Genomic DNA, 25,105 nt, shown 5'->3' on the forward strand with positions numbered 1-25,105 from the left:
CTTTGGTGTTCAAGCGCATCTTATAGAGTTGGTTTTGTGTCAGTCGCCACATTGAATTTTGACAACTACCGGGTGAAGTCGTTTATCATTTAGCCACTTTTCATCATCGGGAATATCTGCATGAGCACTGCTGTGAAGGACGCCAACTGCCCCAACTGCGAGGCGCCGCTGGGCGGCAACTTCTGCGCCAACTGCGGCCAGGAGGCCACCCTGCACCACGCCAGCACGCGCGAGTTCCTGCATGAATTCATCGGCCACTACGTGGCGCTGGAGGGCAAGCTGTGGGGCTCCCTGTCGCGCCTGCTGTTCCGTCCTGGCCTGCTGACCAACGAATACATCCGAGGCCGCCGCGTGCGCTTCTTGCAGCCGCTGCGGCTGTACCTGACGTTGAGCCTGTTGTTCTTCGCCTTGCTGAAGATCACCGGCAGCTTCGATCCCAGCGCGGGAGAGGGGGCCAGTCCAGATACCGCCAGCGTCAAGGCGGCGGTGGACGCGACCGACAAGGTCGCCGATGCGCAGGCCAAGGTGGCCGGCACGCTGCAGCCGCTGGACGCAGACGCGGCGCGCGGCAAGGCCGCGGCCGAGGCGGCGATCGACGAGATGAAGAAGGAAGTCACGCTGGACGACACCGCTTCCACCACCAAATGGGACAAGCGCGAGGAGGGCGGCGAACATCTGAACGCCGCCGACATCGACAACTGGCTGAGCGACTGGCCGCGCGTGCGCCATCAGTGGCATGAATTCGACAAGCTGCCGGGCGAGCAGCAGATGAAGGTGTTCAAGGACGGCTTCTATCGCTACGCGCCGTACGCGATCTTCTGCCTGATGCCGGTGTTCGCGATGTTCCTCAAGGTGCTCTACCTGGGATCGGGACGGCGCTTCGGCGAACACGTGCTGTTCGCGCTGCATTCCAACGCCTTCGCCTTCTTCATGTTCTGCGTGATGCTGCTGGTGCCGTTCACCTTCGTCAGGCTGGTGCTGTGGTGCTGGCTGCTGGGCTACCTGCCGTGGGCGATGCGGCGCGTGTATCACAAGGGCCGCTTCGGCACCTTCTGGCGCTGGTCGGTGCTGATGTTCTGCTACGGCCTGTCGCTGCTGCTGGCGGTCGGGTTCTCGATGGCGATGGGGGTCATGAACGTCGGCCACTAGGCCCGCGCGGACTTGCATAAGGCACTGTTTAAATGTACAGTGATGGCGCTAGCGGGTGATAGCAGAAGCCGGCGATATGGGTTACCCTGCTGCGTGTCGCCGACCTCACCCTTTTGCCGAGATTTTTATGACCGCCACGCACGCTGTTTATCAAACCATCGCACTGGTTGTGCGCCAGAATACCGACGGCATCGCCGAATCGGTGGGCAGCGTGGTGGACTTCCTGCACCAGGGCGGCTATGCGGTGGTGTTCGAAGAGCAGACCGCCGCGCACCTGGAGCTGAAACCGGGCAAGGTGCGCGTGATGAGCGCCACCGAGATCGGCGCCCACTGCGACGCCGCCATCGTCATGGGCGGCGACGGCACCATGCTGGGCATCGCGCGCCAGCTGGCGCCGTTCGATGTCCCGCTGATCGGCATCAACCAGGGCCGTCTCGGCTTCATGACCGACATCACGCTGGAGGACATGCTGCCGGTGCTGGCCAAGATTCTGGGCGGCAGCTACAAGGCCGAGCGCCGCACCTTGCTGGAAGGGCGCGTGCGCCGCAACGGCGAAACCATCCACGTCGGCCTGGCGGTCAACGATGTCGTGGTGGCGCGCGGCGCCGGCGCCGGCATGGCCGAGCTGCGTGTCGATGTCGACGGCCACTTCATGTACAACCAGCGTTCCGACGGCCTGATCATCTCGACCCCGACCGGCTCCACCGCCTACGCGCTGTCGGCCGGCGGGCCGTTGCTGCATCCCAGCCTGGGCGGCGTGGTGCTGGTGCCGATCGCGCCGCACGCGCTGTCGAACCGGCCGATCGTGCTGCCCGAGTCCAGCGAGATCGTCATCGAAATCGTGCGCGGGCGCGACATCAGCGTCAACTTCGACATGCAGACCTTCGCCAGCCTGCAGGCGCAGGACCAGATCGTGATCCAGCGCTCGCCGCACGCGATCACCTTCCTGCATCCGGAGGACTGGAGCTACTACAACACCCTGCGCGAAAAACTGCACTGGAACGAGTATCCGTCCGGTGAAGGCAAACTCAATTAATTACTCTTCAGGCCTCCATGCTCCGCACCCTGTCCATCCGTGATTTCGTCATCGTCGACACCATCGAACTGGAATTCGCCGCCGGCTTTACCGTCTTCACCGGCGAGACCGGGGCCGGCAAATCGATCCTGATCGACGCGCTGACGCTGGCGCTGGGCGGGCGCGGCGACGCCAGCGTGGTGCGCGAGGGCGCGGCCAAGGCCGACATCACGGCCGACTTCGCGCTCAGCAAGCAGGCGCGCGACTGGCTGGCGGCCAATGAATTCGCGGTGGAGGAGGGCGGCGCGCTGCTGCGCCGCGTGATCGACAACGCCGGCCGCAGCAAGGCCTACATCAACGGCATCGCGGCGACTGCGGCGCAGCTGCGCGAGATCGGCGACATGCTGGTCGACATCCACGGCCAGCACGCGCACCAATCGCTGATGAAGACCGAGGCGCAGCGCGCGCTGCTGGACGGCCAGGCCGGCGCGGCCGGCGAGGCCAGGGCGGTGGCGCTGGCCTACAAGGCGTGGCGCGCGCTGGGCAAGCAGCTGGAGGAATTCGAAACCAACGCGGCCAACGTGCTGTATGAGCGCGAGCGGCTGGAGTGGCAGGTCAACGAGCTGGAAAAGCTGGCTGTCAAGCCGGGCGAGTGGGCGGAGGTCAGCAACGAGCAAAGCCGCCTGTCGCACGCCGCCAGCCTGCTGGAAGGCGCGCAGGAAGCGCTGGCCGCGATCTCCGAATCCGAAGACCATCCGATCCTGTCGCAGCTGTCGTCGCTGAACCAGAAGCTGGGCAAGCTGGCGGGCATCGATACCGGCCTGCAGGCGATCGTGGACCTGATCGAGCCGGCGCGCATCCAGCTGCAGGAAGCGGTGTATGCGCTGAACGATTATCTGGACCGCGTGGACCTGGATCCGGCGCGCCTGCACCAGGTGGAAGCGCGGATGGACGCGATCCACTCGGCGGCGCGCAAGTTCCGCGTCACCGAGGAGCAGCTGCCGGAGGAGCACGCGAAGCTGGCGGAACGCCTGTCGCAGATCGCCGACGCCAGCGATATCGAAGGCTTGCGCAAGCAGGAGCAAAAGCTCAAGGCCGCGTACATGGAGGAAGCGCAGCGGCTGTCGAAGACGCGCGCCAAGGCCGCGCGCCTGCTGAGCGATGCCGTCACCAAGGCGATGCAGGAACTGAACATGACGGGCGGCCGCTTCGAAGTCGCGCTGAACGCGGTCGACGCTAGCGCCTACGGATTGGAGCAGGTGGAATTCCTGGTCGCCGGCCACGCGGGCGTGGCGCCGCGGCCGTTGGCCAAGGTGGCGTCGGGCGGCGAGCTGGCGCGCATCTCGCTGGCGATCTCGGTCATCACCTCCAACGCGACCACCACGCCGACGCTGATCTTCGACGAAGTGGACAGCGGCATCGGCGGCGGCGTGGCGGAAGTCGTGGGACGCCTGTTGCGCCGGCTGGGGCAGGAGCGGCAAGTGCTGTGCGTGACGCACCTGCCGCAGGTGGCCAGCCAGGCCGGCCAGCACTTCCAGGTCGCCAAGGGCACGCTCGCCAACGGCAAGACCGCCTCCCGCATCGACGTGCTGGACGCCAAGGCACGGGTCGAGGAAGTGGCGCGCATGCTGGGCGGCCTGGAAATCACCGCCACCACCCGCAAGCACGCCCGCGAGCTGCTGGCGTCTTGACACGGCTCGGGCTCGTGTCGTCAATAAGGGCTATGATTGAGCATTGGCCGTTTACAACGGAGGCGATGATGAGCTTGGTGCAATCGGTTGAGCGGTTCGCGCGCATCGAAGCGCGCCTTGACGTCATCGAGGCGACGATGGCTACCAAAGCCGACCTTGCCGCTCTCGAAACCAGGTTAATAAAGTGGTTCGTCGCCACTGCCTTTGCGATGAGCACTATCGTGGCGTCGATCGCTTTCGCCGCCGGGAGGTTTATACATTAAGATGGCGGCTGACCATACTCACCTCATCCGCCTTCATGACCTTCCAAAAAGAACCTCCTTACAAGCACGGCGCGGTTGGCCGTAGCGCCATCGTGCTGGTCAACCTGGGCACGCCCGACGCGCCCACCCGTTCCGCCGTGCGCCGCTACCTGAAGGAGTTCCTGTCCGACCCGCGCGTGGTCGAGATCCCGAGGATCGTCTGGTGGTTCATCCTCAACCTGATCATCCTGCCGTTCCGCTCCGGCCAGTCGGCAAAAAAATACGCCTCGATCTGGACCCGCGAAGGTTCGCCTTTGAAAGTGCATACGGCCGCGCAGGCGCAATACCTGCGCGGCGCGCTCGGCGAACGCGGCCACCAGGACTTAACCGTGGCCATGGCCATGCGCTACGGTTCGCCGTCGCTGCCCGACGTGCTGGGCAAGCTGAAGGCCGACGGCTGCGACCGCATCCTGGTGCTGCCCGCCTATCCGCAATACTCCGGCACCACCACCGCCTCCATCTGCGACGCGGTGTTCGATCACTACGGCGCGGTGCGCAACATCCCCGAGCTGCGCTTCGTGCGCAACTACCACGACCACGACGGCTATATCCGCGCGCTGCAGCAGTCGGTCCTCAACCACTGGGAAAGCAACGGCCGCCCGGACAAGCTGGTGATGAGCTTCCACGGCGTGCCCAAGCGCACGCTGCTGCTGGGCGACCCCTACCACTGCGAGTGCCTGAAGACCGCGCGCCTGCTGGCCGCCGCCCTGAAGCTGACGCCGGACCAATACGTGGTCACGTTCCAGTCGCGCTTCGGCAAGGCCGAGTGGCTGCAGCCGTACACCGCGCCGACCGTCGCCCAGCTGGCGCGCGACGGCGTCAAGCGCGTCGACGTCATCTGCCCCGGCTTCATCAGCGATTGCCTGGAGACGCTGGAAGAAATCTCGATGGAAGTGCGGCACGACTTCGAACAGGCTGGCGGCGGCCAGGGCGCCGGGTTCCACTACATCCCCTGCCTGAACGAATCCCCGGCGTGGATCGCCGCGCTGGCGGAAATCGCCGAACAGCACATGATAGGCTGGCCGACCCAGATGTCGCCGTCCCAGCGCGACCTGCTCAAAAAAGAGGCGGAAACCGCCCGCACCACCGCCTTGCAACGCGGCGCCGCCGACTGAAAAGAGACAATCCCGCCACAGCAGCCCCGTCGCACCGTAATCAGCACTTGCGGGTGACGAGTGCCAGCCTGTTAAAATAGCCGGCTGATGAAATGACGGCACTGATTAAATGGTGAGCAGAATAACCCTTGAAAAGGTAGGTTATCGCCCCATTTGCAGCCAGTGCAGTAACAAAAGTAATGTCAAACAAATACGATTGTAGGAGTCTCTAGATGCAAGATCAGGAAAATCAAGCCGTACCACCTAATCCAGAGGCGGCCGCAGCCGCTGCGTCGGCCCCGCCATCGACCCCGGATCAACCGTCGCTGGAAGAGCAGCTGTCGGCCACCGAAGCGAAATTGGCTGAAATGCACGACGCCTTCATGCGCGCCAAGGCCGACGGTGAAAACATCCGTCGCCGCGCCCAGGAAGACGTGGCCAAGGCCCATAAGTTCGCCGTTGAAAGCTTCGCCGAGGCCATGGTGCCGGTCAAGGACAGCCTGGAAATGGCGCTGAAAGTCGAAGCTCCGTCGGTCGAATCGCTGAAGGAAGGCGTCGAGATGACGCTGAAGCAACTGACTTCGGCCTTCGAGAAAAACCGCCTGCTGGAGATCCTGCCGGCCCAGGGCGAAAAGCTGGACCCGAACAAGCACCAGGCCGTGGCCGTGGTGCCTGCCGACCAGGAAGCCAATACGGTCGTTTCCGTACTGCAAAAAGGCTATATGATCGCGGACCGCCTGCTGCGTCCCGCCATCGTGACGGCGGCCCAGGCCAAGTAACACTGCAATCAAGCACTTGAAAACATACAGTTTTTCCACATATTAGTACCATCTGAACTTAGCAAAAAGGAAGAAAAATCATGGGTAGAATTATCGGTATCGATCTGGGAACCACAAATTCCTGCGTTTCCATCATGGAAAACGGTCAGCCAAAGGTAATCGAAAACGCCGAAGGTGCACGTACGACGCCATCGATCATTGCTTACCAAGAAGATGGTGAAATCCTGGTCGGTTCGCCGGCCAAGCGCCAGGCGGTGACCAATCCTAAAAACACGCTGTTCGCCGTGAAGCGCCTGATTGGCCGCAAATTCGACGAAAAAGAAGTACAGAAGGACATCGGCCTGATGCCTTACACGATCACCAAAGCCGACAACGGCGATGCGTGGATCGGCGTGCGCGACAAGAAACTGGCGCCACAGCAAATCTCGGCCGAAGTGCTGCGCAAGATGAAGAAAACGGCGGAAGACTACCTCGGTGAAGAAGTCACCGAAGCCGTGATCACCGTGCCGGCCTACTTCAACGACTCGCAGCGCCAGGCGACCAAGGACGCCGGCCGCATCGCCGGCCTGGACGTCAAGCGCATCATCAACGAGCCGACCGCCGCGGCGCTGGCGTTCGGCCTCGACAAGAACGAAAAGGGCGACCGCAAGATCGCCGTGTATGACCTGGGCGGCGGCACCTTCGACGTCTCGATCATCGAGATCGCCGACGTCGATGGCGAAAAGCAATTCGAAGTGCTGGCCACCAACGGCGACACCTTCCTGGGCGGCGAAGACTTCGACCAGCGCATCATCGATTACATCATCGACGAATTCAAGAAGATCAACGGCCTGGATCTGAAAAAAGATCCGATCGCCCTGCAGCGCATCAAGGCTTCGGCCGAGCGCGCGAAGATCGAACTGTCGTCGTCGCAACAGACCGAAATCAACGAGCCGTACATCGCCATGGCGAACGGCGCGCCGGTCCACCTGACCCTGAAAATGACCCGCGCCAAGCTGGAATCGCTGGTGGAAGAGCTGATCATCGCGACCATCGAGCCTTGCCGCATCGCGATCAAGGACGCCGGCGTCAAGGTGACCGACATCGACGACATCATCCTGGTCGGCGGTATGACCCGCATGCCCAAGGTGCAGGAAAAAGTCAAAGAGTTCTTCGGCAAGGATCCACGCAAGGACGTGAACCCGGACGAAGCGGTCGCCGTCGGCGCCGCGATCCAGGGTTCGGTGCTGTCGGGCGAGCGCAAGGACTTGCTGCTGCTGGACGTCACCCCGCTGTCGCTGGGTATCGAAACCCTGGGCGGCGTGATGACCAAGATGATCCACAAGAACACCACGATTCCTACCAAGTTCTCGCAAGTGTTCTCGACCGCCGACGACAACCAGCCTGCGGTGACCATCAAGGTCTACCAGGGCGAGCGTGAAATCGCGGCCGGCAACAAGGGCCTGGGCGAATTCAACCTGGAAGGCATCCCGCCGGCGGCACGCGGCACGCCGCAGATCGAAGTGACCTTCGACATCGACGCCAACGGCATCCTGCACGTCGGCGCCAAGGACAAGGCCACCGGCAAAGAGAACAAGATCACGATCAAGGCCAACTCCGGCCTGACCGAGGCTGAAATCCAGAAGATGGTGAAGGATGCCGAAGTCAACGCCGAAGAAGACAAGAAAGTGAAAGAGCTGGCCGAGTCGCGCAACCAGGCCGACGCGCTGGTGCACTCGACCCGCAAGTCGCTGACCGAATACGGCGACAAGCTGGAAGCGGGCGAGAAAGAGAAGATCGAAGCGGCGATCACCGAGCTGGAAGCCTCGATCAAGTCGGGCGACAAGGCCGACATCGACGCCAAGGTCGCATCGCTGTCGACCGCTTCGCAGAAGCTGGGCGAGAAGATGTACGCTGACATGCAGGCGCAGCAAGCCGCAGCCGGCGGCGCCGAAGGTGGCGCCGGCGGTCAAGGCGCAGGCGCCGAGCAGGCCAAGCCGCAGGACGACGTGGTCGACGCCGACTTCAAAGAAGTCAAAGACAGCAAGTAAGACACGTCATTCCCGCACAGGCGGGAATCCATACCGGGCCGAATCTGGATACCCGGCATGGGTCCCCGCATTCGCGGGGACGACCGCGCCGAGCCGTGTTGCCGCATAAACGGCGCCGGCTCGGCTTTTTAGCATAATCAGCACACAGTAAAAATACAGCAAGGTCCCGACAATATGGCAAAGCGTGATTTCTACGAGACACTTGGTGTCGCAAAAAACGCGTCGGAAGACGAGATCAAGAAGTCCTATCGCAAACTGGCGATGAAGTACCACCCGGACCGCAATCCGGACAGCAAAGAGTCGGAAGAAAAATTCAAGGAAGTCAAAGAAGCCTACGAGATGCTGACCAATCCGGAGAAGCGCGAAGCGTATGACCGTTACGGTCACGCCGGCGTCGATCCGAACATGGGCGGCGGTGGCGGCTTCGGCGGCGGCGCCGGCGGTTTCGGCGACGCCTTCGGCGACATCTTCGGCGATATCTTCGGCGGCGGCGGCCGCGGTCGCAGCCAGGGCCCGCAGGTGTATCGCGGCGCCGACCTGCGCTACAACCTGGAGATCACGCTGGAGCAGGCGGCGCACGGTTTCGACACCACCATCCGCGTGCCGTCGTGGGACAAGTGCGACACCTGCCACGGTTCCGGCGCCAAGCCGGGCACCTCGCCGGTCACCTGCTCGACCTGCGCCGGTCATGGCCAGGTGCGCATGCAGCAGGGCTTCTTCAGCATCCAGCAGACCTGCCCGAAATGCCACGGCACCGGCAAGATCATTCCCGAGCCATGCGCCGCATGCTCGGGCCAGGGCCGCATCAAGCGCAACAAGACGCTGGAAGTGAAGATCCCGGTCGGTATCGACAACGGCATGCGCATCCGCTCGTCCGGCAACGGCGAACCGGGCACCAACGGCGGACCGTCGGGCGATCTGTATGTGGAGATCCACATCAAGCCGCACAGCGTGTTCCAGCGCGAAGGCGACGACCTGCATTGCGAAATGCCGATCTCCTTCGCCAAGGCGGCCCTGGGCGGCGACATCGAAGTGCCGACGTTGTCTGGTAAAGTATCGTTCACGATCCCTGAAGGCACCCAGTCGGGCAAGACCTTCCGCCTCAAGGGCAAGGGCATCAAGGGCGTGCGTTCCGGCTTCGCGGGCGATCTGTTCTGCCACGTGGCGGTCGAGACGCCGGTCAAGCTGACCGAGAAGCAGAAGGACATGCTGCGCGATTTCGAGAAGCTGACCACCGAAGGCGGTTCGAAGCACAGCCCGCAAAGCAAAACCTGGCGCGACAAGGTGAAAGACTTCTTTGAGTAACCGTTAAGTAACTGCGGCGTCACGCAGTCTTGGTAATATCGGACCGCCGTCCTGCCTTTCCGGCAGACCGGCGGTCTTCTTATGTACGAGAGGAGCATCATGAGTGATCTGGACATCAGCAATTCCCCCCTGCGCGGCCTGTTGGAGAACAACCGCCGCTGGGCCGAATCGGAAGTCGAGCGCGATCCCGACTTCTTCAACCGCCTGGCGCAGCAAGCTTCGCCGGAATACCTGTGGATCGGCTGCTCGGACAGCCGGGTGCCGGCCAACGAGCTGCTGGGCCTTGCGCCGGGCGACGTCTTCGTCCACCGCAATATCGCCAACGTGGTGGTGCACTCGGACCTGAACTGCCTGTCGGTGCTGCAGTTCGCGATCGAGGTACTCAAGGTCAAGCACGTGATCATCGTCGGCCACTACGGCTGCAAGGGCGTGCACGCCGCCATGACCGGCACGCGCTTCGGCCTGGTCGACAACTGGCTGCGCCACGTGCAGGACGTGCACCAGAAGCATGAGCGCTACATGGGCGACGTCCTGCCGAGCAAGCAGCGCTCCGAGCGCCTGTGCGAGCTGAATGTGGTGGAGCAGGTCTCCAACGTGTGCCAGACCACCATCGTGCAGGACGCATGGGACCGTGGCCAGGAACTGACGGTGCACGGCTGGGTCTACGGCCTGAAGGACGGCAAGCTGCACGACCTGGGCATGACCGTCACCGCCGCCCACGAACTGGCGCCGCGCGTCAGCAATCGCCTGGCCGTGTACGAAGCCGAGATCGGCTGATTCCGCACCATCGCCGCCGGCCCCGCCGGCGGCTTTCCAGCCTGGCCACTGCCGCCAGACCATCCAGGACCGCTTCCTTTAAACCGCAATTTTTCACAACGATACGGCGTCAAATATTTATATAAGCACTTATATAAATGGTGCTAGTATAGCCACATGAAACAAGGACTCGGAACCCAATTGCGTCACCTGATCGAGCTGCTCGATGGCGCGGTCCAGCAATCCTATGTGGACGCGGGCCTGGATTACCGGCCGCGCTACACGCCGGTGATGCGGGTGTTGGCGCAGCAGCAAAGCGCGACCATCGGCGAACTGGCGGCGCTGGCGGGCATCACGCAGCCGGCGGCGACGCAAACGGTGGCGTTGATGAAGAAGGAGGGGCTGCTGCTGGTGGCGGCCGGCGGCGAAGATGGCCGCCAGCGCGTGGTGCGCCTGAGCCGCCAGGGCGAGGCCATGCTGCCACGCCTGCAGGCGTGCTGGCAGGCGACCAAGCGCGCGGCCGATAGCCTGGATGCGGAGCTGGACTTCCCTTTGTCGGAGTCTCTGGCGCAGGCCATCACTGTCCTTAAGCAGCACTCCTTCGGCGACCGCATCCGCGCCGCAAACAAGAAAGTATGACCAACTTCCTGACGAAAGCGACCATGGAAAATACTCTGGGCATCACAAGCAACAAACCGACGCTGGCATCGCGCCTGATGGCAAATCCGCTGGTCCGCATCGTGCTCGGCATCGTGCTGACCTTCGCCGCCGTGCCGCTGACGATGATCATCGTCTCCAGGCTGGTGGAGAAGCCGTATCGCATCGCGTGGCCGCAGCTGCTGGCCGCGGTCTTTGTGTGGTTCGGCTACCGCTTCTATGTTCGCCGCATTGAAAAACGGCAGCCGACCGAACTGGCGATGCCGGGCATGGCGCGTGAACTGGGCACCGGCCTGCTGCTCGGCGCCGGGCTGGTCGCGCTGACCTTTGCCGTGCTGGCGGCGTTGGGCGCCTACCGCTTCGACGGCGTCAACGCCGTCGGCATCATGATACTGGTGCCGCTGGCCGAGCTGGTGCTGGTCGGCATGGCCGAGGAGATGGTGTTTCGAGGTGTGATATTCGGCGTCACCGAACGCTCGCTGGGCAGCAAGGCTGCCCTCGTAATCTCGGCGCTGGTGTTCAGCCTGGGCCACCTGCCGAATGAGGGCATCTCCGTGCTGGCGGTCGCCGTGATCGCCGCCTATGGCGTGCTGCAGGCCGCGCTTTATATGAAGACACGCCGCCTGTGGGTCTGCATCGGCACCCACATCGCGTGGAACTACTGCGTCAGCCAGGTGTTCTCATCGACCGTGTCGGGCCATACAGCCACCGGCGGCCTGCTGCGCGGCGAGTTGGTGGGCAATGCGATGCTGACCGGCGGCGCATTCGGCGTGGAAGGCTCGCTGATTGCCCTGCTGCTGATCGCCGCCGCCGCCGCGTTCCTGCTGCGCCGGGCTTACCGGAATATCTGAGATTCGCATATCCATATCGGATAAGCTTCGTTTTCTAAATATGGAGAGCGGCATAGACTAGGCGCATACTCATTAATGGGCGTGTGCCATGTCTGCCGTTCTCCAGGATACCTTCGAGGTCGAACTCTTTGATGCGCCATTGGGCGCGGAGATTATCGGCCTTGACCTGAACCATCCACTGTCGCAGCGCGACTTCGAGCGCATCCACAAGGCGCATCTGGACCATCACCTGCTGGTGTTCCGCGACCAGCGCATCACGCCGCAGCAACAGGTCGATTTCAGCCGCCGCTTCGGCCCGCTGCAGATCCATGTGCTGCGCAATTTCCAGCTGCCTTCCAACCCGGAGGTGCTGATCATCTCCAACATCATCGAGGACGGCAAGCCGATCGGCCTCGGTGACGCCGGCCATTTCTGGCATTCCGATCTGTCGTACAAGGAAACGCCGAGCCTCGGCTCGATGCTGCACGCGCAGGAGCTGCCGGCGGAAGGCGGCGATACGCTGTTCGCCAATATGCACCTGGCCTGGGACACGCTGCCTGCGGCCTTGCGCCACGCGGTGCAGGATGCGCGCGCCGAACACAGTTACCTGGCGCAGTACGAGGAACTGCGCCGCCGCAGCCCGTTTCGTCCGGCGCTGACGCAGGCGCAGATCGACGAGGTCAAGCCGGTCGTGCATCCGGTGGTGCGCACGCATCCCGAGACGGGCCGCAAGGCGCTGTTCGTCAGCGAGCATTTCACCACGCGCATCGTCGGCATTCCCGAAGACGAGAGCCGCGCGCTGCTGGATGAACTGTACGCGCACAGCGTGCTGCCGGAGCATGTGTACCGCCATCGCTGGGCGCCGCACGACATGGTGTTCTGGGATAACCGCTCGCTGATGCATCTGGCGGGCGGCACGCCGGAGCATCTGCGCCGCAAGCTGTATCGCACCACGATCGAAGGCAATGTGCCTTTCTAAAGCCAGGAAAAACAAGGAAACCCATGTCCAGACTGATCCCCCGTACGATTGCCGCCGCTCTCGCCTTGAGCTTCGCCATCGCCGCGCCAGCGCAGGCCGAAGGCCGCATCCGCATCGCCGAGCAATTCGGCGTGGTCTACCTGCTGCTGAATATCGCGCAGGACCAGCAGCTGATCGAGAAACAGGGCAAGAAGGCCGGCGTCGACATCACGGTCGAGCGCACCCAGTTGTCCGGCGGCTCGGCGGTGAATGATGCGCTGCTGTCCGGCGCCATCGATATCGCCGGCGCCGGCGTCGGCCCGCTGCTGACGATCTGGGACCGCACCGCCGGCAAGCAGAACGTCAAGGGCGTGGCGTCGCTGGGCAGCTTCCCGTACTACCTGGTCAGCAACAACCCCAAGGTGAAGAGCATCGCCGACCTGACCGAGAAGGACCGCATCGCGCTGCCTGCGGTGACGGTGTCGGTGCAGTCGCGCATCCTGCAGTACGCGGCGGCCAAGCAGTGGGGCGACAAGGAGTTTGCGCGCCTCGATAAATACACCCAGACCTTGCCGCACCCGGATGCGACGGCGGCCGTCATCGCCGGCGGCACGGAGATCAACGGCCACTTCGGCAATCCGCCGTTCCAGGAGCAGGAGCTGGCCGGCAATCCGCATGCGCACATCATCCTGAATTCCTACGACGTGCTGGGCGGCCCGAGCTCCGCCACCGTGCTGTATGCGACCGAGAAGTTCCGCAACGATAATCCGAAGACCTATCGCGCCTTCACCGCCGCGCTGGCCGAGGCGGCGCAGTACGCGACCAGCAATCCGGAAGGCGCCGCCGACGCGTATATCCGCATCAGCAAGAGCAAGGTCGATCGCGCGCTGCTGCTGAAGATCATCAAGAACCCGCAGGTGCAGTTCAGCGTCGCGCCGCAGAACACGTATGGACTGTCGCAGTTCCTGTACCGCGTGGGCGCGATCAAGAAGCAGCCGGCCAGCTGGCGCGACTACTTCTTCGACGATCCCGTCATCACGCAGGGCGGCTGAGATCATGAGCTTCCAGGTCGTTCGGCCCACCGTCGGTGTGGAGCCCTTGTTGAAGGCGGAGGGCGTGAGCCTGGAATACGGCGCCACGCGCGCCACGCATGACGTCAGCTTCGACGTCTATCGCGGCGACCGGTTTGTGCTGCTGGGGCCTTCGGGCTGCGGCAAGTCCTCGCTGCTGAAGGCGGCGGCGGGTTTCATCAAGCCAAGCGCGGGACGCATCAGCATCGACGGCAAGACGGTCGAGGGACCGGGGCCGGAGCGCATCGTGGTGTTCCAGGAATTCGACCAGCTGCCGCCGTGGAAGACGGTCAAGGAAAACGTCATGTTCCCGCTGCTGATGACCAGGCGCCTGAATCGCCACGAGGCCGAGCACCGCGCCATGCACTGGATCGCTAAGGTGGGCCTGGGCGGCTTTGAGAACGCCCATCCGCACACGCTGTCCGGCGGCATGAAGCAGCGCGTGGCGATCGCGCGCGCACTGGCCATGCAGCCGGAAGTGCTGTTGATGGACGAGCCGTTCGCCGCGCTCGATGCGCTCACCCGCCGCAACATGCAGGAAGAGCTGGGACGCTTGTGGGAAGAGCTGCGCTTTACCCTGCTGTTCGTCACGCATTCGATCGAGGAGGCGCTGGTGGTCGGCAATCGCATCCTGCTGTTGTCGCCGCATCCGGGGCAGGTGAGGGCGGAGTTGAACAGCCACCAGTTCGGCCTGCACAGCGCGGGCAGTGCGGAGTTCCAGGCCGCCGCGCAGCGCATCCACGGCTTGCTGTTCGGCGAGCCTGCCGCCGCGTCACCCGCGAACGGTGGCGCCGTCATACCCGCGCAGGCGGGTATCCATGCCGAGCATGCCGGCGCGCGTTCCATGGGGCCCCGCCTGCGCGGGGACGACGGGCGAGGAGCTGGACTATGAGCCTGGTCCTCGATCCGCCGATCAGGCAGGAATACGAATACGCCACCGCGCCGGCCGCGCCGCGCGTCGCCAATACGACGCCGCCGCTGGCGCAGCGCGCGTGGCGGCAGGCCTGGCTGCGCAAGGCCGCGATCCTGGCCGTACTGGCCGTGGTGTGGGAAGCGCTCGCGCGCTGGCAGGCCAACGACCTGCTGCTGCCGGGCTTCCTGCAGACCGCGCAAGCCTTCGCCGACGGCATCGTCAGCGGCGAGCTGCTCGACCGCGTGCGCATCTCGCTCGCCGTGCTGCTGCAAGGCTATGTGGCCGGCATCGCCGCCGCTTTCGTGCTGACCGCGCTGGCCGCCTCCACCCGCATCGGCCGCGACCTGCTGGAGACGCTGACCTCGATGTTCAACCCGCTGCCCGCCATCGCGCTGCTGCCGCTGGCGCTGTTGTGGTTCGGCCTCGGGCGCGGCAGCCTGATCTTCGTCATCGTGCATGCGGTGCTGTGGCCGCTGGCGCTGGGCGCCTACGCCGGCTTCCAGAGCGTGCCTGAAACGCTGCGCATGGCCGGCCGCAACTACGGCCTGAGCGGGCTGCGGCTGGTGCTGCACATCCTGGTGCCGGCCGCGCTGCCGTCCATCCTGTCCGGCCTGAAGATAGGCTGGGCGTTCGCGTGGCGCACGCTGATCGCCGCCGAGCTGGTGTTCGGCACCACGGCCGGCCAGGGCGGCCTGGGCTGGTACATCTTCCAGAACCGCAACGAGCTCTACACCGACAAGGTGTTCGCCGGCCTGGCCGCCGTGATCCTGATCGGACTGCTGGTGGAAAACGTCGTATTCCGTCCACTGGAAGCGCTTACGGTACGGCGCTGGGGCATGCAACGTTAGGGGTTGTACTGGCAGAATGCGGTCGTTGTGCCGTAGAATCTGCAAATGCACATCAAATTTACTGGTTTGATTCTTGCTTGCAGCAAGGACATGGACCACATCACCCCCTCGGCCGGCCATGCGTAATCTGCGTATCGTCGTCGTCAACGCCATCATTCACGCCGAAGACGAGGGTGATGAGGCACTGCAGGCGCAGGTCGAGCGGGCCCGCGCGCTGCGCATCGGCCTGCTCGAAGCGGGCTATGACATCATCGCCTCGCTGCCGCCGGATATGTACTTGCCGGAGCGTATTGCTCAGCTGCAACCAGACATGATCATCGTCGATGCCGAGTCCGACGCGCGCGACGTGCTCGAACACATCGTCATCGCCACGCGCGACGAGCGCCGTCCCATCGTCATGTTCACCGAAAGCGAAGACACGGAGAGCATGGAGGCGGCGGTGGCGGCCGGCGTGTCGGCCTATATCGTGGCCGGGCTGCAGAGCGACCGCATCAAGCCGGTGCTGCAGGTGGCGCTGGCGCGCTTCAAGCGCGAGCAAAAGCTGCTGGAGGAGCTGTCCGATACCAAGAGCAAGCTGGCCGAGCGCAAGATTATCGAACGTGCAAAAGGCTTGCTGATGGAGCGCCAGCGCTACACCGAAGAGCAAGCCTACCAAAAGCTGCGCAGCATGGCCATGAGCAAGAACCTGAAGCTTTCGGAAGTTGCACAACGCATAATAGACGTAGAAGATCTGCTAGGCTAAACCCGCCCAAAATGATGCACTGCGCAATCGCGGTGCATTTTTCGCTCCACCGCGCAGCGCCCCTCGCAACCGCATTTTTCCTCGCTTTCACTCTGTAAACCCCCTCCAAAAGTTGCTGGCACGGACCTTGCGTTACTCACGGTATGCGCAATGCTGCGCACGATGAGCCCCGCCAACGGCGGTGGGGAGCACCAGACAACGACGTCTACACTCATGAATTCGTTCATGTGGGTAGACTTTTTTTTTGCCGTTTTGTCTTGCTGATTACATGAGGGATTTGCGATGGAATACAAAGAACCAAAAGCGGGCAGCGTCCTGCCATCCGACGCCAGCGCCAAAGAGGGCGTGAACACCAAACGTCGGCAGATTATTCACGGAGCAGGTCTAGTAGCGGGAGGAAGCATGTTGGGATTGTCGACGGGGGGCGTGTGGGCGGCGGGTTCGGATAAGCCGGAGAAGGAAGAAGTCAAGATCGGCTTCATTCCGCTGACCGATTGCGCCTCGGTGGTGATGGCGTCGGTGCTGGGCTTCGACAAGAAGTACGGCGTCAAGTTCGTGCTGAGCAAAGAGGCTTCCTGGGCCGGCGTGCGCGACAAGCTGGCCAACGGCGATCTCGATGCAGCCCATGTGCTGTATGGCCTGCTGTACGGCGTCCAGATGGGCATCGGCGGCCAGAAAAAGGACATGGCCGTCCTCATGGGCTTGAACAACAACGGACAGGCGATCACGCTGTCGAAGAAACTGGCCGACAAGGGCGCGGTCGATGGCGCGTCGCTGGCCAAGCTGATGCAGACCGACAAGCGCGAATACACCTTCGCCCAGACCTTCCCGACCGGCACCCATGCGATGTGGCTTTACTACTGGCTGGCCGCCAACGGCATCAACCCGATGAAGGACGCCAAAGTGATTACCGTGCCGCCGCCGCAGATGGTGGCCAATATGCGCGTCGGTAACATGGACGGCTTCTGCGTGGGCGAGCCTTGGGGCCATCGCGCGATCATGGACGGCATCGGCATCACCGCCACCACCACGCAGGACATCTGGAAGGATCACCCGGAGAAGGTGCTGGGCTCGACGCTGGAATTCGCCAAGAAGTACCCGAACACCTGCCGCGCGATGATGGCGGCCATCCTCGAAGCGAGCAAATGGATCGACGCCTCGCTGGCCAACAAGAACAAGATGGCCGAGGTCATCGCCGACAAATCATACGTCAATACCAGCAAGGATGCGATCGACCAGCGCATCATGGGCCGCTACCAGAATGGCCTGGGCAAGACCTGGGACGACGCCAATCACATGAAGTTCTACAACGATGGCGCGGTCAACTTCCCGTACCTGTCGGACGGTATGTGGTTCATGACGCAGCACCGCCGCTGGGGCCTGCTGAAGGACGATCCGGACTACCTGGCCGTGGCCACCTCGGTCAACCAGATCGACCTGTACAAGGATGCGGCGGCGATGACCAAGACGCCGGTGCCGAAAAGCCCGCTGCGCACCTCAAAGCTGATGGATGGTTCCGTATGGGACGGCAAGAACCCGAAAGCGTTCGCCGCCTCGTTCAAGATCAAAGCCTGATACAGGAGATGCCATGAACGCCATGCTTAAACCTGATAGTGCCGAGCCGGTGGCTGCCGCCGCCGCATCGACCGAAGCCGCTGCGTCGACCCGCCGTCCACGCCGTCCGCTCGCCGCCAACACCACGGCGCGCGCCCGCGCCCAGGTCTCCGCCACCGCCATGAAGATCGTCGCGCCGCTGGTGGGCGCCGCCTTGCTGGTGCTGGTGTGGCAGCTGATCACGGTGAACAACACCGCCTTCCCTACGCCGCTGGTTACGCTGCAGGAAGCGGTCAAGCTGTTCTCCGATCCGTTCTACCGCAACAGCCCGAACGACCAGGGCATAGGCTGGAACCTGCTGGCGTCGCTGCAGCGGGTGGCTATCGGTTTCGGACTGGCGGCGCTGGTCGGCATTCCGCTGGGCTTCGTGATCGGCCGCGTGCAGTTCGTCGGCAGCATGTTCGGCCCGATCATCAGCCTGCTCAAGCCGGTGTCGCCGCTGGCCTGGCTGCCGATCGGACTGCTGGTGTTCAAGTCGGCCAACCCGGCGGCGATCTGGTCGATCTTCATCTGCTCGATCTGGCCGATGATCATCAACACAGCCGTCGGCGTGCAGCGCGTGCCGCAGGATTACATGAACGTGGCGCGCGTGCTGAACCTGTCGGAGTGGAAGGTGCTGACCAAGATCCTGCTGCCGTCGGCGCTGCCCTACATCCTGACCGGCGTGCGTCTGTCGATCGGCACCGCGTGGCTGGTGATCGTCGCGGCGGAAATGCTGACCGGCGGCGTGGGCATCGGCTTCTGGGTCTGGGACGAGTGGAACAACCTGAATGTACCGCACATCATCATCGCCATCGTCGCCATCGGCATGGTCGGCCTGATGCTGGAGCAGGCGCTGATGGCGCTGGCCCGTGCCTTTACCTACGAACAAGTATCCAACTAAGGAGCACTGTCATGGACGATCCGAAATTCATCGATATCGAAGGCGTGGAGATGGTCTTCCACACCAAGAAGGGCATCTTCCACGCGCTGCGTGAAATCGACCTGACGGTGCGCAAGGGCGAATTCATCACGCTGATCGGCCACTCGGGCTGCGGCAAATCGACGCTGCTCAACCTGATCGCCGGCCTGCTGAAACCGACCGACGGCGTGCTGTTGTGCGCCAACCGCGAGATCGCCGGACCGTCGCCGGAGCGCTCGGTGGTGTTCCAGAACCACTCGCTGCTGCCGTGGCTGACCTGTTACGAGAACATCCACCTCGGCGTCGAGCGCGTGTTCGGCAAGACCGAATCGAAAGCCCGGCTGCGCGAGCGCACCATGCAGGCGCTGGCCCTGGTCAGCCTGACGGCGGCCGAAGGCAAGCGTCCGCACGAGATCTCGGGCGGCATGAAGCAGCGCGTCGGCATCGCCCGCGCACTGGCGATGGAGCCGAAAGTGCTGCTGATGGACGAACCGTTCGGCGCGCTCGACGCGCTGACCCGCGCCCACCTGCAGGACGAGCTGCTGAAGATCGTCGCCGCCACCAAGTCCACCGTGGTGATGGTCACGCACGATGTCGACGAGGCGGTGCTGCTGTCGGACCGCATCGTCATGATGACCAACGGCCCGGCCGCCACCATCGGCGAAATCGTCGAGGTGCGGCTGGAGCGTCCGCGCGACCGCGTGGCGCTGGCGCAGGACGCGCGCTACACCGAGTACCGCACGGCGGTGCTGGAGTTCCTGTACCGCAAGCAGGCCCATCCTGCGAAGGAAGCCGCTTGATGGAGATGTCCACGCGCTCCCTGGTGCCGGAAGGCGCCGCAAGCAAGGTGCTGACCGGCGAAGTATTCAGCGCCTTGATCAACCTGTCGGGCCGGCGCCGCTTCACGTCGCAGCGCATCGTGCTGTACGCGCTGCTCGCATCGCAGGGGCACGAGGGCGGCGCGGCGACGGCGCAGGAAGCGCTGGCGCTGTTCCGCGGCGCGCACAAATCGCTGCTGAGCGAGGCGGACGGCTTGCCGGGCGTGTTCTGCCCGGAGCTGCAGGAAGCCTACTTCGGCAAGATGGACGGCGACCGCGAGATCGTCGCCTTCGCCGACCTGGGCGAGCGGACCTTGAAGGCGGTCGCCCAGGGCTCGCCGCAGGCGGCCGAACTGCTGGCGGAGCTGGTGCGCATCACCACGCCGACGCTGGGGATCCTGAATACGATCACCGGCATCTACGAGGAACAGGCCAAGCAGAACGCGCGCAAGGTGCGCAAGCAGCTGCGCGGCGTGATCACCGACATTGAAACCATCAACCGCCAGGCGCGGATGGTGGCCTTCAACGCGCGCATCGTGGCGGCGCGCGCCGGACAGGCCGGCAAGGAATTTTCGGTGGTGGCGGGCGTACTGTCCAACATCACCGGCGAAATCGATGAAATGGTCAGCGCCGCGCTGGCCGCCGCAGGTTAGTATTCAAAGGAGAACATCATGAGCAGCGTGACTTTGGTAGGCGCCGGTCCAGGCGATCCGGAACTGTTGACGTTAAAGGCCGTCCGCGCCATCGAGCGCGCCGACGTCGTGCTGATCGATGACCTGGTCAACCCCGAGATCCTCGGCTATGCGCCGGCGGGCGCGCGCGTGATCCAAGTCGGCAAGCGCGGTGGTTGCGCCTCCACGCCGCAGGAATTCATCGAGCGCCTGATGATCGCCGAAGCGCGCGCAGGCCACCGCGTGGTGCGGCTCAAGGGCGGCGATCCGTATATGTTCGGCCGCGGCGGCGAAGAACGCGAGTCGCTGCGCGCACACGGCATCGAGGTCGAGGTGGTGCCGGGCATCAGCAGCGGCCTCGCCGCGCCGACCAGCATCGGCGTCCCGGTCACGCACCGCAGCTGGAGCCAGGGCGTCACGTTCGTCACGGGCCACGGCAAGGACGCCGCGTCCGAACCGAACTGGCAGGCGCTGGCGCAAAGCAAGCTGACGCTGGTGATCTATATGGGCGTCGCCCGCGTCGACGCCATCCAGGCCGGCCTGTTGGCCGGTGGCGCGGCGGCCGACACGCCGGTCGCGGTGGTGCAGTCGGCCACGCGCGAGCAGCAGCGCCAGTTGCTGACCACCCTGGGCCAGCTGCCGCAAGCCCTGCGCGACAGCGGCTTGGGCAGCCCGAGCATCATCGTGGTCGGCGACGTCGTGCGCTGCGCCGACGCATGGCACCACCACCTTGGTGTCAGTGCCGACATTCAGACACGGGCCCATGCATAAAATCCTGCCGACGGTTCGGCTTGTGTCCGAATGTCGGCACTGACACCGCACCGGGAATGCGCACCGATAGCGTGCATCGTGCACCGCAACATCGCACCATGACCCGCCCTGTAATTTCCTTATTGAAACGTTTACCCCCTCTATCCCTCTGTAGAGCGCATTCCAGCGCTCTGGCACGGCTCTTGCAATAGAGAGGATAAGGGATCAACGACGATCCCCCCAAAATACTCAGCTGGTCCAAAGACGGACTGGCAGGACAACGGCGTCCGCCCAACCTGGTCTTTGCGACTGCGGTTGTGCGGACGCCTTTTTGTTTTCTGAACGGGATAAACAATGGCCAGCAAAGCTACCAGCATCAAGCTCTTCTCGATTTCAACGCCTCAGATGCGGGCGTTTCACTTGACCTGGATGGCGTTCTTCGTCTGTTTCTTCGCCTGGTTCGCCTGCGCGCCGCTGATGCCGGTGATTAAAGGCGAATTCGGCCTGAGCGTCGCGCAGATCGCCAACATCAACATCGCCGCCGTCGCCATCACCATCATCGTGCGCCTGATCATCGGCCCGCTGTGCGACCACTTCGGCCCGCGCAAAGCCTATACCGGCTTGCTGCTGCTGGGTTCCATCCCGGTGATCGGCGTGGCCTTCGCCCAGAGCTACGAGAGCTTCCTGTTCTTCCGCCTCGGTATCGGCGCGGCCGGCGCCAGCTTCGTCATCACGCAGTACCACACCTCGGTGATGTTCGCGCCCAAGGTGGTGGGCACCGCCAACGCCGCAGCCGCTGGCTGGGGCAACGCCGGCGGCGGCGCCGCGCAAGCGCTGATGCCGCTGCTGATGACGGCCATGATCATGCTGGGCGTGAGCGAGGGCTTCGGCTGGCGCGCCGCGCTGATCGTGCCGGGCGTGCTGATGATCGTCATGGCCGGCGTCTACTACCGCTACACCCAGGACTGCCCGCAAGGTAACTACAGCGACCTGCGCGCCGCCGGCGTCACCATCGAAGGCGGCAAGAAGGGCGGCTGGGACAGTTTCAAGCTGGCCTCCGCCAACTACCGCGTATGGCTGCTGTTCATCACCTACGGCGCCTGCTTCGGCATCGAGATCTTCATCCACAACATCGCCGCCGTCTACTATGTCGACCACTTCAAACTGACGCTGGCGCAAGCCGGCATGGCGGCGGGCAGCTTCGGCCTGCTGGCGCTGTTCGCCCGCGCGCTGGGCGGCTGGGTGTCGGACAAATTCGCCGCCGCCGGCAACCTGAATAACCGCGTCACGCTGCTGTTCGCACTGATGCTGGGCGAAGGCGCCGGCCTGCTGATGTTCGCCCACGCAGAAAGCGCCATGCTGGCGATCGGCGCCATGCTGTTCTTCGGCCTGTTCACCCACATGGCTTGCGGCGCCACCTACGCCATCGTGCCTTTCGTCGACAAGCGCGCCCTGGGCGGCGTGGCCGGCATCATCGGCGCGGGCGGCAACGTCGGCGCGGTGGCCGCCGGTTTCCTGATGAAGGGCACGGGCAATGTGCAGCAAACCCTGAGCATCCTCGGCATCCTGGTCGCCATCTCGGCACTGTGCGCACTGGCTGCGCGCTTCAGCAAGGAAGCCATCGAAGAATCCGCAATCCCCGCCAAGCTGGCAGCCTAAAGGAACAAGCACTATGAAAATTATCGTCATCGGCCACGGCATGGTAGGCCACAAATTCCTGGAAAGCCTGGCCAACAGCGGCGCCGCCCACCTGCAGGTGACGGTGCTGTGCGAAGAGCCGCGCCCCGCCTACGACCGGGTTCACCTGTCCGAGTTCTTCGCCGGCAAATCGGCGGACGACCTGTCGCTGGTGAAGCCCGGCTTCTTCGAACGCGACGACATGGTGCTGCGCCTGAACACCCGCGCCACCGCCATCGATACGAAAGCGAAGACCGTCACCATCGCCAGCGGCGATGTGCTGGACTACGACAAGCTGGTGATCGCCACCGGTTCGTTCCCGTTCGTGCCGCCGCTGCCGGGCAAGGAGCGCAAGGACTGCTTCGTCTACCGCACCATCGAGGACCTGGAAGCGATGCTCGAATGCGGCAACCGCTCGAAGACCGGCGTGGTGATCGGCGGCGGCCTGCTGGGTCTCGAATGCGCCAAGGCGCTGCGCGACATGAACCTGGAAACCCACGTGGTCGAGTTCTCGCCGCGCCTGATGGCGGTGCAGGTCGACGACGGCGGCGCGCGCGTACTGCGCCGTAAGATCGAAGACCTGGGCGTGACCGTCCACACCGGCAAGAACACCACCGCCATCGTCGATGGCGTCGATGGCACCCACCGCATGGAGTTCGCCGACGGCGGCCACCTGGACGCGGACATGATCGTGTTCTCGGCCGGTATCCGCCCGCGCGACATGATCGCCCGCGAAGCCGGCCTGACCATCGGCCCGCGCGGCGGCATCGAGATCAACAACAACTGCGTCACCTCCGACCCGAACGTCTACGCCATCGGCGAATGCGCGCTGTGGGGCGGCTTGATCTTCGGCCTGGTGGCGCCGGGCTATGAAATGGCGCGCGTCGCGGCCAAGCACATGCTGGGCGAAGCGGGAGAGTTCTCCGGCGCCGACATGAGCACCAAGCTGAAACTGATGGGCGTGGACGTGGCCAGTATCGGCGACCCGCACGGCAAGGCCGAAGGCAGCCATTCCTACCAGTTCATCGATGAGCGCAAGCAGATCTACAAGAAGATCGTGGTCTCCGACTGCGGCAAGTACCTGCTGGGCGGCGTGATGGTGGGCGATGCGGCCGAATACGGCACGCTGCTGCAGATGATGCTGAATAAGATCGAGCTGCCGGAATCGCCGGAGTTCCTGATCCTGCCGCAGTCCGACGGCGCGGCCAAGCCGGCGCTGGGCGTCGACGCGCTGCCGGATTCGGCGCAGATCTGCTCCTGCAACGACGTCTCCAAGGGCGCGCTGTGCAAGGCGGTGGCCGGCGGCGTCACCACCATCGGCGAACTGAAAAGCTGCACCGGCGCCGGCACCTCCTGCGGCGGCTGCGTGCCGCTGGTCACGCAGGTGATGAAGGCCGAGATGAAGAAGCTGGGCATGGAAGTCAACAACCATGTCTGCGAGCACTTCGCCTACTCGCGCCAGGAGCTGTTCCATGTGATCAAGGCCGGCCAGATCAAGAGCTTCGGCGACCTGCTGCACAAGCACGGCAAGGGCCTGGGCTGCGACGTGTGCAAGCCGCTGGCCGCCAGCATCCTGGCGTCGGTGTACAACGACTTCGTGCTGAAGAAGGAACACGCCAGCCTGCAGGACACCAACGACTACTTCCTCGGCAATATCCAGAAGGACGGCACCTACTCGGTGGTGCCGCGCATGCCGGGCGGCGAAGTCACCGCCGATGGCCTGATCGCGGTCGGCACGGTCGCCAAGAAGTACGGCCTGTACACCAAGATCACGGGCGGCGCCCGCGTCGATATGTTCGGCGCCCGCGTCGAGCAGTTGCCGCTGATCTGGGAAGAGCTGATCGCCGCCGGCTTCGAATCCGGCCACGCCTACGGCAAGTCGCTGCGCACCGTGAAGTCCTGCGTCGGTTCGACCTGGTGCCGCTACGGCGTCGATGACTCGATCGGCCTGGCCATCGAACTGGAAAACCGCTACAAGGGCCTGCGCACGCCGCACAAGATCAAGTTCGGCGTGTCCGGCTGCACCCGCGAGTGCGCCGAAGCGCAGGGCAAGGACGTCGGCGTGATCGCCACCGAGAAGGGCTGGAACCTCTACGTTTGCGGCAACGGCGGCATGAAGCCGCGCCACGCCGAGCTGCTGGCGACGGACCTGGACAAGGCCACGCTGGTCAAGTACATCGACCGCTTCCTGATGTTCTACACCCGCACCGGCGACCGCCTGCAGCGCACCAGCACCTGGCGCGAGAACCTGGAAGGCGGCCTGGATTACCTGAAGCAGGTCGTCGTCAACGACAAGCTGGGTATCGCCGCCGACCTGGAAGCGGACATGCAGCACGTGGTCAACACCTACGCGTGCGAGTGGAAGGAAGCGGTCGAGAATCCGGAAACCCGCAAGCGCTTCCGCACCTTCGTCAATAGCGACAAGGGCGACGCAAACGTATTGTTCATGGAAGAGCGCGGCCAGATTCGTCCGGCCACCGTGGAAGAGCGCAAGCGCGTGATTCCGATCGCCGTCAAGGCAGCTTGAGGAGAAGA

The 25,105-nt window shown here is 63.9% G+C and carries 23 protein-coding genes; all 23 read left to right on the top strand.

Translation table 11 applies throughout. From position 1 onward, the window contains the following. Window positions 1–120 precede the first annotated feature (120 nt). The 23 genes from ACEN9F_RS21970 to nirB all read left to right on the top strand — a co-directional run bounded on the left by ACEN9F_RS21970 (window position 121) and on the right by nirB (window position 25,097). A complete protein-coding gene (locus ACEN9F_RS21970) occupies window positions 121–1,149 on the top strand; it encodes a DUF3667 domain-containing protein (RefSeq protein WP_413423318.1) in 1,029 nt (342 codons plus the stop codon). Between the two features lie 127 nt (window positions 1,150–1,276). Next, window positions 1,277–2,185: an NAD kinase gene (locus ACEN9F_RS21975; protein ID WP_413423320.1), complete on the top strand. Its 909-nt coding sequence runs from the start codon at window positions 1,277–1,279 to the stop codon at window positions 2,183–2,185. 17 nt (window positions 2,186–2,202) lie between these two features. Next, the gene (gene recN, locus ACEN9F_RS21980; protein ID WP_413423322.1) at window positions 2,203–3,855 is read left to right on the top strand and encodes a DNA repair protein RecN; all 1,653 of its coding nucleotides are present in this window, start codon (window positions 2,203–2,205) and stop codon (window positions 3,853–3,855) included. A 68-nt stretch (window positions 3,856–3,923) separates the two neighbouring features. After that, window positions 3,924–4,118 carry a hypothetical protein gene (locus ACEN9F_RS21985; RefSeq protein WP_413423323.1) on the top strand — a complete coding sequence of 65 codons (195 nt, stop codon included), beginning with the start codon at window positions 3,924–3,926 and terminating at the stop codon, window positions 4,116–4,118. 35 nt (window positions 4,119–4,153) lie between these two features. Continuing rightward, entirely contained in the window at window positions 4,154–5,272 is a 1,119-nt protein-coding gene (gene hemH / locus ACEN9F_RS21990; RefSeq protein WP_413423324.1) for a ferrochelatase, read from the top strand. 212 nt (window positions 5,273–5,484) lie between these two features. Beyond that, window positions 5,485–6,030 (top strand): nucleotide exchange factor GrpE, encoded by a 546-nt coding sequence (gene grpE, locus ACEN9F_RS21995; protein WP_413423326.1) that lies wholly within the window; start codon window positions 5,485–5,487, stop codon window positions 6,028–6,030. An 80-nt stretch (window positions 6,031–6,110) separates the two neighbouring features. Continuing rightward, window positions 6,111–8,060, top strand: coding sequence for a molecular chaperone DnaK (dnaK, locus tag ACEN9F_RS22000; RefSeq protein WP_413423328.1), 1,950 nt, complete (start codon window positions 6,111–6,113; stop codon window positions 8,058–8,060). A gap of 174 nt (window positions 8,061–8,234) precedes the next feature. Beyond that, on the top strand, window positions 8,235–9,365 hold the full coding sequence (gene dnaJ, locus ACEN9F_RS22005; RefSeq protein ID WP_413423330.1) for a molecular chaperone DnaJ: 1,131 nt from the start codon (window positions 8,235–8,237) through the stop codon (window positions 9,363–9,365). A gap of 99 nt (window positions 9,366–9,464) precedes the next feature. Then, window positions 9,465–10,142 carry a carbonate dehydratase gene (gene can / locus ACEN9F_RS22010; RefSeq protein ID WP_413423332.1) on the top strand — a complete coding sequence of 226 codons (678 nt, stop codon included), beginning with the start codon at window positions 9,465–9,467 and terminating at the stop codon, window positions 10,140–10,142. 156 nt (window positions 10,143–10,298) lie between these two features. Further along, window positions 10,299–10,760, top strand: a complete 462-nt coding sequence (locus ACEN9F_RS22015; protein ID WP_413423334.1) for a MarR family winged helix-turn-helix transcriptional regulator — start codon at window positions 10,299–10,301, stop codon at window positions 10,758–10,760. 23 nt (window positions 10,761–10,783) lie between these two features. After that, entirely contained in the window at window positions 10,784–11,629 is an 846-nt protein-coding gene (locus ACEN9F_RS22020) for a CPBP family intramembrane glutamic endopeptidase (protein WP_413423336.1), read from the top strand. A gap of 88 nt (window positions 11,630–11,717) precedes the next feature. Further along, the gene (locus ACEN9F_RS22025; protein WP_413423338.1) at window positions 11,718–12,587 is read left to right on the top strand and encodes a TauD/TfdA dioxygenase family protein; all 870 of its coding nucleotides are present in this window, start codon (window positions 11,718–11,720) and stop codon (window positions 12,585–12,587) included. A 23-nt stretch (window positions 12,588–12,610) separates the two neighbouring features. Next, window positions 12,611–13,618 (top strand): ABC transporter substrate-binding protein, encoded by a 1,008-nt coding sequence (locus ACEN9F_RS22030; RefSeq protein ID WP_413423340.1) that lies wholly within the window; start codon window positions 12,611–12,613, stop codon window positions 13,616–13,618. Beyond that, window positions 13,515–14,528 carry an ABC transporter ATP-binding protein gene (locus ACEN9F_RS22035; protein WP_413423341.1) on the top strand — a complete coding sequence of 338 codons (1,014 nt, stop codon included), beginning with the start codon at window positions 13,515–13,517 and terminating at the stop codon, window positions 14,526–14,528. The genes ACEN9F_RS22030 and ACEN9F_RS22035 overlap by 104 nt, the downstream gene beginning before the upstream one ends. Then, entirely contained in the window at window positions 14,525–15,397 is an 873-nt protein-coding gene (locus tag ACEN9F_RS22040; protein WP_413423343.1) for an ABC transporter permease, read from the top strand. Before ACEN9F_RS22035 ends, ACEN9F_RS22040 begins: the two co-directional genes overlap by 4 nt. A 118-nt stretch (window positions 15,398–15,515) precedes the next feature. Beyond that, window positions 15,516–16,139: an ANTAR domain-containing response regulator gene (locus tag ACEN9F_RS22045; protein WP_413423345.1), complete on the top strand. Its 624-nt coding sequence runs from the start codon at window positions 15,516–15,518 to the stop codon at window positions 16,137–16,139. A 282-nt stretch (window positions 16,140–16,421) separates the two neighbouring features. Then, on the top strand, window positions 16,422–17,714 hold the full coding sequence (locus ACEN9F_RS22050) for a CmpA/NrtA family ABC transporter substrate-binding protein (RefSeq protein ID WP_413423347.1): 1,293 nt from the start codon (window positions 16,422–16,424) through the stop codon (window positions 17,712–17,714). 13 nt (window positions 17,715–17,727) lie between these two features. Then, entirely contained in the window at window positions 17,728–18,636 is a 909-nt protein-coding gene (gene ntrB / locus ACEN9F_RS22055; protein ID WP_413423349.1) for a nitrate ABC transporter permease, read from the top strand. 11 nt (window positions 18,637–18,647) lie between these two features. Next, window positions 18,648–19,454 carry an ABC transporter ATP-binding protein gene (locus tag ACEN9F_RS22060; protein ID WP_413423351.1) on the top strand — a complete coding sequence of 269 codons (807 nt, stop codon included), beginning with the start codon at window positions 18,648–18,650 and terminating at the stop codon, window positions 19,452–19,454. 5 nt (window positions 19,455–19,459) lie between these two features. Beyond that, the gene (locus tag ACEN9F_RS22065; protein WP_413423353.1) at window positions 19,460–20,125 is read left to right on the top strand and encodes a methyl-accepting chemotaxis protein; all 666 of its coding nucleotides are present in this window, start codon (window positions 19,460–19,462) and stop codon (window positions 20,123–20,125) included. Between the two features lie 18 nt (window positions 20,126–20,143). Beyond that, window positions 20,144–20,914 (top strand): uroporphyrinogen-III C-methyltransferase, encoded by a 771-nt coding sequence (cobA, locus tag ACEN9F_RS22070; protein ID WP_413423354.1) that lies wholly within the window; start codon window positions 20,144–20,146, stop codon window positions 20,912–20,914. Between the two features lie 333 nt (window positions 20,915–21,247). Then, the gene (locus ACEN9F_RS22075; protein WP_413423356.1) at window positions 21,248–22,552 is read left to right on the top strand and encodes an MFS transporter; all 1,305 of its coding nucleotides are present in this window, start codon (window positions 21,248–21,250) and stop codon (window positions 22,550–22,552) included. 13 nt (window positions 22,553–22,565) lie between these two features. Continuing rightward, entirely contained in the window at window positions 22,566–25,097 is a 2,532-nt protein-coding gene (nirB, locus tag ACEN9F_RS22080) for a nitrite reductase large subunit NirB (RefSeq protein WP_413423358.1), read from the top strand. Window positions 25,098–25,105 lie beyond the last annotated feature (8 nt).

Source organism: Duganella sp. CT11-25, assembly GCF_047302815.1.
Classification (GTDB): domain Bacteria; phylum Pseudomonadota; class Gammaproteobacteria; order Burkholderiales; family Burkholderiaceae_D; genus Rugamonas.

What these genes read in the sequence shown, in the direction of transcription:
- hemH (WP_413423324.1), top strand. Translation starts at nt 4,154, where the DNA reads ATGACCTTCCAAAAAGAACCTCCTTACAAGCACGGCGCGGTTGGCCGT.
- ACEN9F_RS22075 (WP_413423356.1), top strand. Translation starts at nt 21,248, where the DNA reads ATGGCCAGCAAAGCTACCAGCATCAAGCTCTTCTCGATTTCAACGCCT.
- nirB (WP_413423358.1), top strand. Translation starts at nt 22,566, where the DNA reads ATGAAAATTATCGTCATCGGCCACGGCATGGTAGGCCACAAATTCCTG.
- ACEN9F_RS22020 (WP_413423336.1), top strand. Translation starts at nt 10,784, where the DNA reads ATGGAAAATACTCTGGGCATCACAAGCAACAAACCGACGCTGGCATCG.
- ACEN9F_RS22015 (WP_413423334.1), top strand. Translation starts at nt 10,299, where the DNA reads ATGAAACAAGGACTCGGAACCCAATTGCGTCACCTGATCGAGCTGCTC.
- can (WP_413423332.1), top strand. Translation starts at nt 9,465, where the DNA reads ATGAGTGATCTGGACATCAGCAATTCCCCCCTGCGCGGCCTGTTGGAG.
- ACEN9F_RS22065 (WP_413423353.1), top strand. Translation starts at nt 19,460, where the DNA reads ATGTCCACGCGCTCCCTGGTGCCGGAAGGCGCCGCAAGCAAGGTGCTG.
- ACEN9F_RS21970 (WP_413423318.1), top strand. Translation starts at nt 121, where the DNA reads ATGAGCACTGCTGTGAAGGACGCCAACTGCCCCAACTGCGAGGCGCCG.
- cobA (WP_413423354.1), top strand. Translation starts at nt 20,144, where the DNA reads ATGAGCAGCGTGACTTTGGTAGGCGCCGGTCCAGGCGATCCGGAACTG.
- recN (WP_413423322.1), top strand. Translation starts at nt 2,203, where the DNA reads ATGCTCCGCACCCTGTCCATCCGTGATTTCGTCATCGTCGACACCATC.
- dnaJ (WP_413423330.1), top strand. Translation starts at nt 8,235, where the DNA reads ATGGCAAAGCGTGATTTCTACGAGACACTTGGTGTCGCAAAAAACGCG.
- ACEN9F_RS21985 (WP_413423323.1), top strand. Translation starts at nt 3,924, where the DNA reads ATGAGCTTGGTGCAATCGGTTGAGCGGTTCGCGCGCATCGAAGCGCGC.
- ACEN9F_RS21975 (WP_413423320.1), top strand. Translation starts at nt 1,277, where the DNA reads ATGACCGCCACGCACGCTGTTTATCAAACCATCGCACTGGTTGTGCGC.
- ACEN9F_RS22045 (WP_413423345.1), top strand. Translation starts at nt 15,516, where the DNA reads ATGCGTAATCTGCGTATCGTCGTCGTCAACGCCATCATTCACGCCGAA.
- ACEN9F_RS22060 (WP_413423351.1), top strand. Translation starts at nt 18,648, where the DNA reads ATGGACGATCCGAAATTCATCGATATCGAAGGCGTGGAGATGGTCTTC.
- grpE (WP_413423326.1), top strand. Translation starts at nt 5,485, where the DNA reads ATGCAAGATCAGGAAAATCAAGCCGTACCACCTAATCCAGAGGCGGCC.
- ACEN9F_RS22025 (WP_413423338.1), top strand. Translation starts at nt 11,718, where the DNA reads ATGTCTGCCGTTCTCCAGGATACCTTCGAGGTCGAACTCTTTGATGCG.
- ntrB (WP_413423349.1), top strand. Translation starts at nt 17,728, where the DNA reads ATGAACGCCATGCTTAAACCTGATAGTGCCGAGCCGGTGGCTGCCGCC.
- ACEN9F_RS22040 (WP_413423343.1), top strand. Translation starts at nt 14,525, where the DNA reads ATGAGCCTGGTCCTCGATCCGCCGATCAGGCAGGAATACGAATACGCC.
- ACEN9F_RS22050 (WP_413423347.1), top strand. Translation starts at nt 16,422, where the DNA reads ATGGAATACAAAGAACCAAAAGCGGGCAGCGTCCTGCCATCCGACGCC.
- ACEN9F_RS22035 (WP_413423341.1), top strand. Translation starts at nt 13,515, where the DNA reads ATGGACTGTCGCAGTTCCTGTACCGCGTGGGCGCGATCAAGAAGCAGC.
- dnaK (WP_413423328.1), top strand. Translation starts at nt 6,111, where the DNA reads ATGGGTAGAATTATCGGTATCGATCTGGGAACCACAAATTCCTGCGTT.
- ACEN9F_RS22030 (WP_413423340.1), top strand. Translation starts at nt 12,611, where the DNA reads ATGTCCAGACTGATCCCCCGTACGATTGCCGCCGCTCTCGCCTTGAGC.